This is a genomic window from Streptomyces sp. NPDC053069 (assembly GCF_044546895.1).
Classification (GTDB): domain Bacteria; phylum Actinomycetota; class Actinomycetes; order Streptomycetales; family Streptomycetaceae; genus Streptomyces.
In genome coordinates, this window is sequence record NZ_JBITZN010000026.1 from 16,098 (window position 1) to 29,260 (window position 13,163).

11 protein-coding genes are annotated in these 13,163 nt (G+C 70.2%); 9 read left to right on the forward strand and 2 right to left on the reverse strand.

Annotated elements, in window-relative coordinates:
* Positions 1-28 precede the first annotated feature (28 nt).
* Positions 29-1,342 carry a PP2C family protein-serine/threonine phosphatase gene (locus ACIGXP_RS38855; RefSeq protein ID WP_399776597.1) on the forward strand — a complete coding sequence of 438 codons (1,314 nt, stop codon included), beginning with the start codon at positions 29-31 and terminating at the stop codon, positions 1,340-1,342.
* A gap of 230 nt (positions 1,343-1,572) precedes the next feature.
* Entirely contained in the window at positions 1,573-1,935 is a 363-nt protein-coding gene (locus ACIGXP_RS38860) for a GAF domain-containing protein (protein ID WP_399776599.1), read from the forward strand.
* 407 nt (positions 1,936-2,342) lie between these two features.
* Here ACIGXP_RS38860 and ACIGXP_RS38865 read toward each other — a convergent pair whose 3' ends face one another.
* Positions 2,343-2,552: an ANTAR domain-containing protein gene (locus tag ACIGXP_RS38865; RefSeq protein ID WP_399776601.1), complete on the reverse strand. Its 210-nt coding sequence runs from the start codon at positions 2,550-2,552 to the stop codon at positions 2,343-2,345.
* A gap of 1,124 nt (positions 2,553-3,676) precedes the next feature.
* Between ACIGXP_RS38865 and ACIGXP_RS38870 the strand changes: the two genes are divergently transcribed.
* The 7 genes from ACIGXP_RS38870 (at position 3,677) to ACIGXP_RS38900 (ending at position 11,382) form a co-directional block, all read left to right on the forward strand.
* On the forward strand, positions 3,677-4,345 hold the full coding sequence (locus ACIGXP_RS38870) for a hypothetical protein (protein WP_399776604.1): 669 nt from the start codon (positions 3,677-3,679) through the stop codon (positions 4,343-4,345).
* 682 nt (positions 4,346-5,027) lie between these two features.
* A complete protein-coding gene (locus ACIGXP_RS38875) occupies positions 5,028-6,263 on the forward strand; it encodes a PP2C family protein-serine/threonine phosphatase (protein WP_351803785.1) in 1,236 nt (411 codons plus the stop codon).
* Positions 6,264-6,988: 725 nt separating this feature from the next.
* Positions 6,989-8,086 (forward strand): IS110 family transposase, encoded by a 1,098-nt coding sequence (locus ACIGXP_RS38880; RefSeq protein WP_399776606.1) that lies wholly within the window; start codon positions 6,989-6,991, stop codon positions 8,084-8,086.
* Between the two features lie 32 nt (positions 8,087-8,118).
* Entirely contained in the window at positions 8,119-9,408 is a 1,290-nt protein-coding gene (locus ACIGXP_RS38885; RefSeq protein ID WP_399776610.1) for an alpha/beta fold hydrolase, read from the forward strand.
* Positions 9,409-9,460: 52 nt separating this feature from the next.
* Positions 9,461-10,096 (forward strand): MBL fold metallo-hydrolase, encoded by a 636-nt coding sequence (locus ACIGXP_RS38890; RefSeq protein ID WP_363216562.1) that lies wholly within the window; start codon positions 9,461-9,463, stop codon positions 10,094-10,096.
* A gap of 35 nt (positions 10,097-10,131) precedes the next feature.
* Complete coding sequence (locus ACIGXP_RS38895; protein WP_363216561.1) at positions 10,132-10,911, forward strand: exodeoxyribonuclease III; 780 nt, start codon at positions 10,132-10,134, stop codon at positions 10,909-10,911.
* A gap of 15 nt (positions 10,912-10,926) precedes the next feature.
* Complete coding sequence (locus tag ACIGXP_RS38900; RefSeq protein ID WP_399776614.1) at positions 10,927-11,382, forward strand: DUF6278 family protein; 456 nt, start codon at positions 10,927-10,929, stop codon at positions 11,380-11,382.
* A gap of 193 nt (positions 11,383-11,575) precedes the next feature.
* On the opposite strand, the gene ACIGXP_RS38905 is transcribed toward ACIGXP_RS38900, so the two are convergent.
* On the reverse strand, positions 11,576-13,144 hold the full coding sequence (locus ACIGXP_RS38905) for a CocE/NonD family hydrolase (protein WP_399776616.1): 1,569 nt from the start codon (positions 13,142-13,144) through the stop codon (positions 11,576-11,578).
* Positions 13,145-13,163: the final 19 nt, after the last annotated feature.

Here is a 13,163-nt window from a genome sequence, read left to right on the forward strand (position 1 = left end):
AGAGCCCCCAGGCGGGTAGGTGGTCGCCATGGACGAGGATGACGCGGACGCGGCGCTGCGAGCGGCGCTCGACCAGCTGGCGTTCGCCACCCGGAGCGCGGCGGCGCTGTCGAGCACGCTGGACGCGGTCGAGGGGCTCAGGCGGGTGTGCCGGGTGCTGGTGCCGGGACTGGCCGACTGGTCCGCGGCCGATCTGATGGACGAGGACGGCGCCGTCGAGCGGGTCTGTGTCTCGCACCGTGACCCCAATGCCGCCCTGACCGGCCTGACGGGACCGTTGCCGCCGGTGCCGGAGACGGCGACAGGCCCGCTGTCCCGGGTGCTTCGCGGCGCCGGCCCGCTGCTGTTGTCGGCCGGGCGGCTGTCGGCCGCGCAGGAGGCGTCCGATCCGCTGCACACGGCAACCATGCAACCGTTCGCCCGACTCGGGGGAGACTCCGTGATCGTGGCCCCCTTGCGGGCACGCCGGCGAGTGCTGGGTGCGCTGACCCTGGTCCGGGGCGAGGGACACCCGCCGTGGGCCGAGGCGGACCTGGAACTGGTCGAGGACCTGACCCACCGCATCGCGCTGGCCCTCGACAACGCCAGGCTCTACGCCGAGACCCAGGCCGTCGCCGAGCGCCTCCAGCGCTCCCTGCTGCCGGACCTGCCCGTCGTACCGGGTCTGCGCATCACCGCCCGCTACTCCCCGGCGCTCGCCACCGCGCAGATCGGCGGTGACTGGTACGACAGCTTCGTCCTGCCGGAAAGCGGTGACACCACTCTGATCATCGGCGACGTCACCGGCCACGATCTGCATGCCGCCGTGACCATGAGCCAGATCCGGAACATGCTGCGTGGCATCGCCTGCGACCGCCGGGAGCCCCCCGGCATGATCCTGCGCCGCTTGGACCTCGCAGTCGACGCCCTCTACAGCCACCGCACCGCCACCTGCGTGTACGCACTGCTCAAGGGCCAGGAAGGAGGGCCGTACCAGCTGGAATGGGCGAGTGCAGGACATCCACCACCCCTGCTGGTCACCGCGGACGGCGACACCACCTACCTCTGGGAAGCACACGGCCTCCTGCTGGGCGTCGACCCGCACGCCGAACGGCCCAGTGCCTGCCTGTCCCTGCCCGAGGGCAGCACCCTGCTGTTGTACACGGACGGTCTGATCGAACGGCGCGGCGAATCCATGGATCACGGCATGACCCGGCTCCGGCAGCGCGCTGCCGCCCTGGTCGGCCAGGACATCGACGAGCTGAGCGACGAGCTGATGAACGGACTCGTGGCAGGGGCCCACGACGACATCGCCCTGCTCGCCCTGCGACTGCCGCAGTCGGACGACGGCGTCTCGCCCTGAGGCCACGCAGTGCAGGCCGTACGCCATGATCCTGCGACCGTGACACCAGGTGTGTGCGCGCCGGCAAGGAGACAACGCAAGAGACCGGATCATGTACGGGCGGCCTGCCGAGCAGCGAGGAGAGCGAGGCGGCCACCCGTGGGCCAGGAGATCGACACTCACGTCAGCACCCGTCCGAGTCCGTCCGGCCAGGCGTCTTGCGGACGCGGTCAACCGCATCGCCGGGCCGGATGAGCGGACCGGCGGCTGGTTTCCCCCCGCGCCCGGGCCGGCGCTCCCCGGCTTCCGGGGCTCCGCCTGTCCGGCAGCACAAGCCCGACGGCTCCGCAGGGCGCGGTCCTCGGCGCGGGGCTGCGCCGCGTACGGGAGATCACCGAGACCGCCATGGGCCATGTGCGGCTCGCCGATGTTCCCGGCACGTGATCCTGCACGTCGGCAGCCGCGCTTGCCACTGCGTCCCGCTGCTCGACGAGCGTGGTGCCTTGCTGGGAGCGATCTCGACGCATCACGCCCGGCCCATCGCCGGATTCGCCCGCAGCCAGCTCGCGGCCCTGCGCGAAACCGTCGACGTGGTGGGCAGCCGGCTGGCATGACACCGACGCACCGTCATCCCGGACGCCCTGGAGGATCTCCAGCGCACAGGTCCCAGCCGTACTGAGCGGCTGTTCGACCCGCGCCGGCCTGCCGCTCGGTGCCGGTACGCGGCCTCGGAAGGCACCGGCCCGCGTACATACGGCTTCTCGCTCAGCGCATGACGCAGACGAGAACGGACCGGCTACGACGTTGTCCCGAGCTGCGTTCCGGTTTGGCCCCGGCGCTTCGTAGCGTGCGTGATCAGCGACCGCCGGAGAGTCTGGCGTGCGACGTTTTGGTCAGATGGGTTCGGGGACACGTTGAGCGGAGGTCGCGTCGCGTGCGGGTTCGGAAGTGAGCTGGCATTCAACTCGTCCGCCCGCCTTGCCGTCCGGCTCAGAACGCGGGCGGCAGAGCTGTTCTGCGTTCAGATGGACCGTGCGGTGGCCAGTGCCTTGTCCAGGGAGGTGCGGATCTCGTCGGGCAGATGTTCGCTGTGTACCCACTCCACGATCAGTTCGGAGACCTGCCGCAGTTTCGTATTGGTGTGCTGTGAGACCTCTCGTAGCACTTGGAAGCCCTGCTCGGGACGCAGGCCACCGAGGGTGATGACCACACCGATCGCTTGGTCTACCACGGGGTGGAGACGACGGCCTCCTGCAGCTGACTGATTTCCGTCTGCAACTCGCTGATCTTGTTCAGGAGCGGTGTCCGTGCCGGAACCAAGTGCCCCTCGAGTCGCATCGGGGGTGCCGTTCAGAGAGTCTTCCATCATGATCACATCCCAGACCTCGGGTTTCCCGTCCGGGTCGCCGGTGCCGTATGGAATTGCGAGGACGACAGTTCGACCATTACCCCAGGTTGCCGTTTTCGTGCATCCCGTTCCACGGCGCGCAGCGGCCGGTGGAGCGGAGCTCACTCGGGGTTCAACTCGGCCATGACGGTGGGCCCTGCCCTGCGACGACCAGTACCGCTCGGATCGCGGGATGTGCCGTCCATGGTCGCGGGTGGCTGCCGGCGCGCCTGATCCGGGCGGAGGACTGTTCGACCATCAGATACCGGGGCAGGATCACGAGGCCGGGTGTCGTCCTGGCTCGGCTGACCGTCTTCAGAGTCGGTTCGAGGGTCTCCGGTGGGGGCGCGGACGGCCGTGCGTTCGGAGTGCATCAACCGCAGCCGGAAGAAGACGTCTTGATCGCGGCGTCCCAGAGCATCCCCTCCTCCCGGCGTCCTGCGCACGACCGGTCGCGGCTTCGATTGAGCGCCTGTCGCACATCGCGGCAGGCATTCGGGTGTGGGTGGGGGACTCGGGAGGGGGACCCGGAGGTGGGCCGCGTTCAGCAGCGTATCCATGGGGCTGGCTCGACTCAGGCTCCTCCGGTTCAGCCAACGAGCCGGGGGAGCCGCTGACGGGACCGCAGTGGTGGCGCCCCACGATGGCGCCCATGGCCCCGCCGTTGGTGTGGCGGGTGGTGACGGCGAGTTCCACGCAAGACCCTGTGCCATCGCGACCCGGGAGGTGCCCTCGTCCCGCGGGAGCGCTGCCCGCTGCTGTGGGCACTGGCCGAGAGGCGTTCGGCACGCGGGGACGACGACAGATGCCTGCGTGGTGACGGACGGCTGGTCCCGATCTCCTCGTCGGCCACCCCTGGCGGACGACGTCTCCGGCGTCTGCGTGGCCTGGTCGTGCTGATCGTCGAGACCGCGGCGGACCGCCGTGCCGGTAGGGAACGCGCGGAACGTGCGGGGCAGTCAGAACGGATGGAACAGGCGGAACGAGCCGCTCGTGCGAGCGCTCTGGAGAGTCTCGCCGAGCGGTTGACACTCGTCGCGGAGATCACCGAGGTGCTCGGTCAGACCCTGGAGGTGGACGAGGCCCTCGCCCGGTTGAGCCGCGGCCTTGCTCCCCGCCTCGCCGACTGGGCCGCGGTGGACCTGCGGGTCGGATCCCGTCAGGTGCACCGAGTTGCCGTGACCGGCCCGGAGAGCCGTGAAGCCTGGCAGGAGGACTGGCGCGGTCATCTGCCCCCGGTCGGGGAGGCGACCCACTCGCCCCTGGTCCAGGTACTGAACGGAGGCGCTCCCGTCCTTGAGAAGCGGGTGGACCTGGACGCACCGCCCGACTCCCCGCTGGCCACCGTGCACAGCGCCTTCCTGGGAGCGGCCGGTGCGGCATCCGTCTTCTGCTCGCCGACTACGGCGCCGCGCTCGGCGTCGCCGAGGCTCGCGAGCGGCTGGAACTGCTGCGGGTCATCGGTATCGAGGAATTCCCCGCGGAACGGGCCCGACGGCACGGTGAAGCGGCCGGCCATGGGACCCGGCTCGGTATTCGGCGGTCAGGTCGGCGGAGTGGCCGCCCCTGAACTGCGGGATTGCGGGCCGGCTGCGTTGCGGGTCCACGTCAGCCGGGACCGGTGGCCGCCAACGTAACGGCCGCGTGGTCGGCAGCGCGCGCGACGCTCGCTGAAACTCCCCACTCCGTTGAACGCCGGACCAAGTGGGGCGACAAGTAGCCCTGGCCGTTTTCAGGGCTCTGTCCGCAGTTTCGTGAATCCCCAGGTCAGCGGGAACGACGGGCACAGTGCCCACGGCGCGGTGAGGTTCTGTTCGGCAAAGAGGCGTTCCAGAGCAGCCCTGCGGCGCCCGCGTACGGCCACCTGGTCGTGTCGGTGCCCGCCAGGCGCAACAAGTCGAAGGCGACGAAGTGGGCGGGCCACTGCTCGGCGAGCCGGGCAGCGCCGGCACCGCGCCGCTGGAGGCGACCCCGGAGTCGCTCGAAGGCGAGTCTTACGACCAGCTCGCCGTCCAGGGCCGTCGCGTCGGGCAGCTGGACCGTGCCCGGAACGAACCTCGGGGAAGGAGGGTGCGAGGTTCCTGCCCCTGCGAGAGCGCAACACCAAACGCCCGGCATCCAGAGAGAGCAGCGCTCGCCAGCCATCGTTAGCCAGACTCTGGTGTGTCTTATAAGACATGGGCCCGTCGAGCCGCTTTTGTACAGAGCAGCCGTGGCGGCCGCGTCCGCGGGCGGATGCCGGAGCGTGACTGTTCACGGATTGACGCTCACTGCGGCGATTACCAAGCTGGTGGGGGGGCTGTGGAAGGGACTGCGGTCGTGAGTGGTCGACAGAGTGGGCTCACCCGATTGCTGACGGCAGCGGAGACAGCGGCGCCGGCGGACGCCGTCGACGTGATCGCGGAGGACCTGCGGCGGCGTTTCGAGGCCACGAAGGTCTCTTTCCTCATCGTGGACCTGACGGGGAAGGCGGTGGCTCGGCTGTCCACCGCTCCCACTCGGGGTGGGCGGCAGGCCGAGCGGATTCCCCTGTTCGGCAGCGTCTACGAGGAGGTGATCCGTACCCAGCGCCTGTATCAGGACGCGACCGGCGAGGGACAGCGGGTGATCGTGCCCGTCACCAACCGCGGGGATGCGATCGGGCTGCTGGAACTGCTCCTGCCGACCGGCCCTGGCGAGGACGTGCTCGACGCAGTCGGGGAAGCCGCCCACATCCTGGCCTACATCGTGATCGCCAACGGCCACTTCACCGATCTCTACACCTGGGGCAAACGCTCCAAGCCCCCCACCCTGGCAGCTGAAATCCAGTACCAGCTGCTGCCCCTGTCGCTGTCGTGCGAGGCCGCACAGTTCACCCTGTGCGGGAACCTGGAGCCCTCCGAGGACCTCAGCGGCGACACCTTCGACTACACCGTGGACCGCGACACCTTGCACGTGTCGGTGACCGATCCCATGGGCCACGACATGGATTCCGCCCTGGCCGCCACGGTCCTGGTGGGCGCCCTGCGCGGGGCCCGCCGGGCGGGCACCGGCCTGGCCGAACAGGCCCACCGGGCAGACCAGGCACTGATCGAACACGGCCACGGTCATGCCACCGGGCAGCTCCTGCGCATCAATCTCCATACCGGGCGGGCCCAACTCGTCAACGCCGGTCATCCCTGGCCACTGCGCATGCGCAACGGGGCTGTGGAGACGATCACCTGCGAGGTGGACCATCCCTTCGGGCTGTCTGAGCTGACTCCCCACCCGTACCGTGCGCAGGACCTCGACCTGCGGCCCGGTGACCGTCTGCTCATGTTCACCGACGGCATGCTCGAACGTCACGGAGAGAAGGTCGATCTGCCCGCCCTGCTGGCGCGCACCCGGAATCTGCACCCGAGGGAGACCGTGCTGGCGCTGACGTCCGCGGTCCGGGACGCCGCCGACGGCCGGCTCGAAGACGATGCCACCGCCGTCTGCCTGGACTGGCACGGCCCCCAGGAGACCCAGCGGCACGTCAGCGCCGGCGCAGACACCCGGCAAGCCTCAGCCGCACGCACGAAGGACCAGTCGTGACCCAGCTGAACGGTGCCAACGCGAATGAGACATCACGAGGTGTCTGGAGAACCGTCCCACTTCTCCTCGGCGGCCCACCCATCGGGCGGCGCCGGGTCGGAGACGGGGGCCGCGAGCATCGGGTCCGGCAGCGCCCACATGCGCCATGCCTTCCACGCGGGCGCCCCTTCGTGCGGTGCTGCTGGTTCTCCGTTACTCGAGTAGGCCGAGTTCCGAAGCACTCGCCGGTGCTCTTGCCGAGTTGCTAGGCCGTCTCTTTGGCAGCCCGCTCCATGACTTGCGGACAACCGTGCACCAGAATGAGGGCTCGAAGCCGTTCGTGCGATGGCTGATGGAGGGCGACCGTAAGGCGGCCCAGACGGCTGTCTGTCATTGCCGGTCGCGAGGGGGCGGGGAGCCAACTCATTCTCAGCCTGCTCCGGCCAGGTTGGGCATTGGTTCGGGCGAAGCCATCCGGCTGTGGTCGGTGGGTGCCGATGCGCCGGGATGGATGGGATGGTTGCGCGATGCCGTCCCGGACGGGGGTCTGACTCTTGAGATCTTTGACCGAAGTGTCCAGTCACAGACTTGTCGACCGTCGTCGCGGGATGGGTTCTGCTGTCACCGAGCCACAGGGCGTGTCCCAATAGGGGCCTTGCCGAGTTCCAGGCGCCATCACGGTTCAGACCGCCCGAGCGGGCCGGTGCCATCCGCCCAGCCGGTCACCACGCGGGAGGCCAAACACCATGACGACCAGACAGCACAGCACCTCCTCCAGCGCGGATCCTCCTGTTCGGGGCGAGGTCGTCCTGGGCGTGGACACGCACGGCGAGGTCCATGTCGCCGCCGTGGTGTCCTCGCTGGGGAAGGTTCTGGGCACCGAGTCCTTTCCGGCGACGGCGGCCGGCTACCGTCGGCTGCTCGTGTGGGCCCGCAAGCGGGGTACGGTGCGCCGGGCCGGCGTGGAGGGCACCGGTACCTTCGGCGCGGGCCTGTCCCGCTACCTGCTGACCCAGCAGATCCAGGTGTTCGAAGTGAACCGGCCCGACCGCTCGGCCCGCCGTCTGCTCGGCAAGTCGGACCCGCTCGATGCGCAGGCCGCCGCGCGAGCCGTGCTCAGCGGTCGCACCCGGGCCCAGGCCAAATCCGGCGACGGACCCGTGCACAGCGCCCGGATCTACAAACTCGCCAAGGACTCCGCGGTCAAGGCCCGTACCCAGGCGATCAACCAGCTCAAGGCCGTCCTAGTGATCGCCGACCCCGCCCTGCGGGAACGGTTGTCGAGCCTGGGCAACGCCGAGCTGTTCCGCACCTGCGCGACCCTCAGCCCACCCGATGGCGGGAGAGAAGAGGACGCGGTGGTCCAGGCCACCCACCTGACGTTGCGCATGCTCGCCGAGCGCATCGAACAGCTCAACGGGCAGATCAATGAGCTGAACCAGCGACTGACCCGGCTCGTCGAACACCATGCCCCACGGCTGCTCGTACCGGTGGGCATCGGTCCGGACAGCGCCGTCACTCTCCTGATCACCATGGGAGACAACCCCGAGCGACTGAACACCGAGGCGTCCTTTGCTGCCCTTTGCGGAGTCAGCCCCATCGAGTACTCCTCCGGCCGGCGGAGCACGCGCCGGCTCAACTACGGCGGCGACCGTCAGGCCAACGCCGCCCTGCACCGCATCGTGTTCACCCGCCTGCGCCACGACCCGCGCACCCGGGCGTACTACGAACGCCGCACCCAGGAAGGCAAGACCCGGCGTGAGATCATCCGATGCCTCAAGCGATATGCCGCCCGAGAGGTCTTCAACCTGGTCAGGACGGTATCCAGTGTTCCCCCGTTATAGGGGCGTCCGTGAGACGTGAGAGGGTCTGGGGCGTGAGTGAGACACCACCGAACACCCTGCAATACCGCTTTGACGGGCCAGAAGACGCTCCGGTCCTGATCTTGGGTCCCTCACTGGGTACCACATGGCACATGTGGGACCGCCAGGTGCCGGAGCTGACCAAGCAGTGGCGGGTCCTGCGGTTCGACCTGCCCGGTCACGGCGGGGCCCCCGCCCACCCGGCCGGTTCCGTCGCCGAGCTGGCCGGCCGGCTGCTGGCCACGCTGGACGCCCTCGGTGTGCAGCGGTTCGGCTACGCGGGCTGCGCGCTGGGCGGTGCGATCGGCATCGAGCTGGCCCTGCGCCACCCCGCACGGCTCGCCTCCCTGGCGCTGGTCGCGGCCTCGCCCCGGTTCGGGACCGCCGACGAGTTCCGGCAGCGCGGGGTGGTCGTACGGACGAACGGGCTGGACCCGGTCGCCCGGACCGCCCCCGACCGCTGGTTCACCGGCGGGTTCGCCGCGGCGCAGCCCGCGATCACCGAGTGGGCGGTGCAGATGGTCCGCACCACCGACCCGGGCTGCTACATCGCCGCCTGCGAGGCGCTCGCCGTGTTCGACGTACGGGCCGAACTGGGCCGGGTCGGCGTGCCGACGCTCGTGCTCGTCGGCGCCGACGACCAGGTCACCGGGCCCGCCGAGGCCCGCACGCTGGTCGCCGGCATCCCGGATGCCCGGCTCGCGGTCGTCCCCGGCGCCTCCCACCTGGTCCCGGTCGAGCAGCCGGCGGCCGTCACCGACCTGCTGGTGCACCACTTCTCCACCGCCTGGCAGCAGCCCTACGAGACCGGCCAGACGGTCCTGCCGGCGGCGTCGGCCGTCCCGGTCCCGGCGGTGGCGCCGTCGGCCGCGCCGGTCGCCGAGATCGCCCCGGCCGCCGCACCGGCGCAGCCGGCCGCGCGGCCCGACCGGTACGAGACCGGGCTCAAGATCCGCCGGGAGGTGCTCGGCGACGCACACGTGGACCGGGCGCTGGCCGAGGCCGACGCGTTCTCCGGGGACTTCGAGGATCTCGTCACCCGCTACACCTGGGGCGAGATCTGGGACCGGCCCGGACTGGACCGCCGTACCCGCAGCTGCGTCGCGCTGTCCGCGCTGGTCGCCGGGGGCCATCTGGAGGAGCTGGCCTCCCACACCCGGGCGGCCCTGCGCAACGGGCTCACCCCGGACGAGATAAAGGAAGTGCTGCTGCAGACGGCCGTGTACTGCGGGGTGCCGGCCGCGGCCGGCGCGTTCCGGGTGGCCCGGCAGGTCATCCAGGAGGAGACCACGCCCGCAGAGTGAGCCGCGCGCCGCCGGGCCCGGCCGGCCGCCGGGTTCGGCAGGATGGTGAGCCATGAAGCTCACGAAGAAGTCCCACGCCTGCGTCCGCCTGGAGAAGGACGGGCAGACGCTTGTCATCGATCCGGGCGGCTTCAGCGAACCGGACGCCGCGCTCGGCGCGGACGCCGTCCTGGTCACGCACGAACACCCGGACCACTTCGACGAGTTCCGGCTGCGCGCCGCCATGGAGAACAACCCGGCCGCCGAGATCTGGACGCTGAAGTCCGTCGCCGACCAGATCTCGGCGGCCTTCCCGGGGCGGGTGCACACCGTCGGTCACGGCGACACCTTCACCGCGGCCGGCTTCGAGGTGCAGGTCCACGGCGAGCTGCACGCGGTGATCCACCCGGACATCCCGCGCATCACCAACGTCGGCTATCTGATCGACGACGGCAGGGTCTTCCACCCCGGCGACGCCCTCACCGTGCCCGGCCGGCAGGTGGAGACGCTGATGCTCCCGGTGATGGCCCCCTGGAACAAGATCTCCGAGGTCATCGACTACGTCCGCGAGGTGCGGCCGCAGCGCGCCTACGACGTCCACGACGCCCTGCTCACCGATCTCGCCCGCCCGATCTACGACCGCCAGATCGGCGCCCTGGGCGGCACGGACCACCAGCGGCTGTCGCCGGGGGCCTCCACCGAGATCTGAGTCCGTTGTCAGAGGCGCCGGGTAGGTTGTGAGGCATGCGCATCGCTACCTGGAACGTGAACTCGATCACCGCCCGCCTTCCGAGGCTGCTGGCCTGGCTGGAGAGCAGCGGCACCGACGTGCTCTGCCTCCAGGAGGCCAAGGTCGCCGAGGACCAGTTCCCGTCCGACGAGCTGCGCGAGCTGGGCTACGAGTCGGCGGTCCACGCGACCGGCCGGTGGAACGGCGTGGCGGTGCTCTCCCGCGTCGGCATGGAGGACGTGGTCAAGGGCCTGCCCGGTGATCCCGGCTTCGACGGCGTCACCGAGCCGCGCGCCATCTCGGCGACCTGCGGCCCCGTCCGCGTCTGGTCGGTGTACGTCCCCAACGGCCGCGAGGTCGAGCACCCGCACTACGCCTACAAGCTCCAGTGGTTCGAGGCCCTCAAGGCGGCCGTGTACGGCGACGCACAGGGCAGCCGCCCCTTCGCGGTCATGGGTGACTACAACGTGGCGCCGACCGACGACGACGTCTACGACGTGGCCGCCTTCGAGGGCTCCACACATGTCACCCCCGCCGAGCGCGCCGCCCTGGCCTCCCTGCGCGAGGCGGGCCTGGCCGACGTGGTGCCCCGCCCGCTGAAGTACGACCACCCGTTCACGTACTGGGACTACCGCCAGCTCTGCTTCCCGAAGAACCGCGGCATGCGCATCGACCTGGTGTACGGCAACGAACCGTTCGCCAAGGCCGTCAAGGACGCCTACGTCGACCGCGAGGAGCGCAAGGGCAAGGGTGCCTCCGATCACGCTCCGGTGGTGGTCGACCTCGACGTCTGATGCCACGCTGGTTCCATGAATCTTCCGTTCCTGGGCCACCGGCGCAAGAAGAACGGTGACGAGGGGAGTGCCCCCGCGCGAGCCGATTCGAGGGTGGGGGCACCCCCTGCCGACCCCGAGGCGGTCGCCGCGCTGCTCTCCGAGTGCGAGCTGCTGCGCGCGCAGGCGGCCCGGGCGGGTGTCCGCCTCGACGACACCCCGGCCTCCCTGGAGGCCCTGGACCAGCTGGTCCCGCGCTGGCGCGACGACACGGAGACCCTGCCCTGGCTGGGCCATGACGCGGGGCTGTACCTGGGCACGGTCGTGGTGCGCACCGTGTCCGGCGCCGCCTGGCGGATCCGCCCCGACGGTGAGGCGGTCGTACGGCTGGCCTCCGGCCGCGAGATCGAGGTGGTGGGCGCCGGGCAGGACTGGGCGGCGAGCGGTGTCCCCGAGCTGTCCCAGCTGTACGCGGAGATCGCCGAGACCTGAGCTTCCCTCAACCTCGCCGCCCAGTGGATCGTTTCGGCACCGGGGAAGCTCAGCACCTCCGGCCTCGACTAGGATGTGCCGTTCATCCCTGTGGTGATGGTGAGCTCGCCGATCTGCACCGGGATGTGCGTGCTGCGAAACCCCAGGGGGCGGCAGTTCACACGGGCCAGGCTCGTCCGGCGGCAGCCGGAGATCACTGCTCGCGCACGGGGACGGACACGTACGACGGGTCGTCCGAGGGCGAGGAGAAGGTCAGCTGCGCGCCGGACGGGTTGTGCTCGATGTACAGCGGGTCGACCGTGTCGACCACCAGCGCCAGGCGGTGCCCGGCGGGCACGTCGTAGGCGGTGGAGAACAGGTCCAGGTCGACGTGGAACGGCTCGCCGGGCGTCCGCCCGTGCCAGGTGTACGGCGCGTTCGTGACCAGTTTGCCGATGCCGAGCGGCCCCACGTCGTACAGGTAGGCGACGAGGGTGCCGCTCTCCGCCGTCGGCGTCAGTGTGGTGTGCAGGCGTGCCGTGCCGCGCACCCGCTGGGCGCTGCCGTACCGCTCCGACTGCCACACGGCCGCCCAACGGCGCGGCAGCAGGGGAATGGAGGCCATCGGCGGCAGTTGGGCGATCTGGTCGAGGATGCTGGAGAGGAAGACGATCCCGCCGTCCGCGCCGGAGTCGACGTTCGCGTGGATGGTGCTGGAGCCGTCGAGCGTGAACTTCCTGCGTGTCGCCTCGACCGACTTCCAGTCCGGGTAGCCCTCGTATTCCCCCGCGCTACGGGACTTCAGCCGGACCGGCTGTTCACGGTCGATGCCGTTGTCGGCTCCCTTGAGGTAGTGGTCGAACCAGCGTCCGGTGTCCGTCCACACGTCGTTGGGCAGTCCGAACAGGCCGGGCAGCTCGGCGGTCGCGTGGTCGCCGGGCCGCAGTTCGAGCCGCTTGGGCACGGTCAGCTTCTCGTAGAAATCGGCGTACTGGTTGACCGGGAAGACCGTGTCGCCCCAGGCGTTGGCGAGCATCACCGCCGCGCCGTTCTTGTTCAGCTGGTCGACATGGGTCGCGACGGAACGCTTCCGTCCCCAGTCGATCATCTCCTGTTCCTTCGACAGGTTCGAGGAGTACAGGTTGTCGAAGATCTTCCTCAGTTCGGGGCTCTCGCGGCCGGTGAGGGTGGCCGTGCCGTCCAGGACGGCCGCCGCCTGCACATGCTGGGTGCGGCCCGAGTAGATGGACTCGATCAGGTCCGCCCAGCCGCTGAGCGCGGCCACGGCCTTGATGCGCTTGTCGTGCGCGGCGGCGAGCAGGCTGATCCCGGCGCCGTAGGACACTCCGGCCATGCCGACGTGCTGCGGGTCGGCCGGCGTGTTCGCGAGGGCCCAGTCGATGACCTTGGAGGCGTCCGCTACGTCCGGCGGACCGGCCACTTCTATCTGACCGCCGGACTGCCAGAATCCGCGGACGTTGTAGGTGAGCACCACATAGCCGGCGTCGGCGAGCTTCTGCGCCTGGGCGAGGTACTCGACCTGCGGGAAGGACCAGCTCGTGGGCAGCACGAGAAGCGGGTAGCGGCGCGAGCCGTCGGCGCCGGCGGGTGTGACGACGTTCCCCTTCAGCAGGGTGCCGCCGTCGCCCGTGATGTCCACGAAGCGGACGGACGGGTCGTCGGCCTGAGCGGCGGGCGCCAGGCCGACGACGGTACCGGCGATCAGCGCGGCCGAGACGGCTGTGGCGGCGGTGCTGCGCAGCGTGGTGCGACCATGTCCCATGGGTCACTCCTTCACTCGT

Coding starts and splice junctions, on each gene's coding strand:
- ACIGXP_RS38855 (WP_399776597.1), top strand. CDS start 29: ATGGACGAGGATGACGCGGACGCGGCGCTGCGAGCGGCGCTCGACCAG.
- ACIGXP_RS38860 (WP_399776599.1), top strand. CDS start 1,573: ATGAGCGGACCGGCGGCTGGTTTCCCCCCGCGCCCGGGCCGGCGCTCC.
- ACIGXP_RS38870 (WP_399776604.1), top strand. CDS start 3,677: ATGGAACAGGCGGAACGAGCCGCTCGTGCGAGCGCTCTGGAGAGTCTC.
- ACIGXP_RS38880 (WP_399776606.1), top strand. CDS start 6,989: ATGACGACCAGACAGCACAGCACCTCCTCCAGCGCGGATCCTCCTGTT.
- ACIGXP_RS38890 (WP_363216562.1), top strand. CDS start 9,461: ATGAAGCTCACGAAGAAGTCCCACGCCTGCGTCCGCCTGGAGAAGGAC.
- ACIGXP_RS38895 (WP_363216561.1), top strand. CDS start 10,132: ATGCGCATCGCTACCTGGAACGTGAACTCGATCACCGCCCGCCTTCCG.
- ACIGXP_RS38900 (WP_399776614.1), top strand. CDS start 10,927: ATGAATCTTCCGTTCCTGGGCCACCGGCGCAAGAAGAACGGTGACGAG.
- ACIGXP_RS38905 (WP_399776616.1), bottom strand. CDS start 13,144: ATGGGACATGGTCGCACCACGCTGCGCAGCACCGCCGCCACAGCCGTC.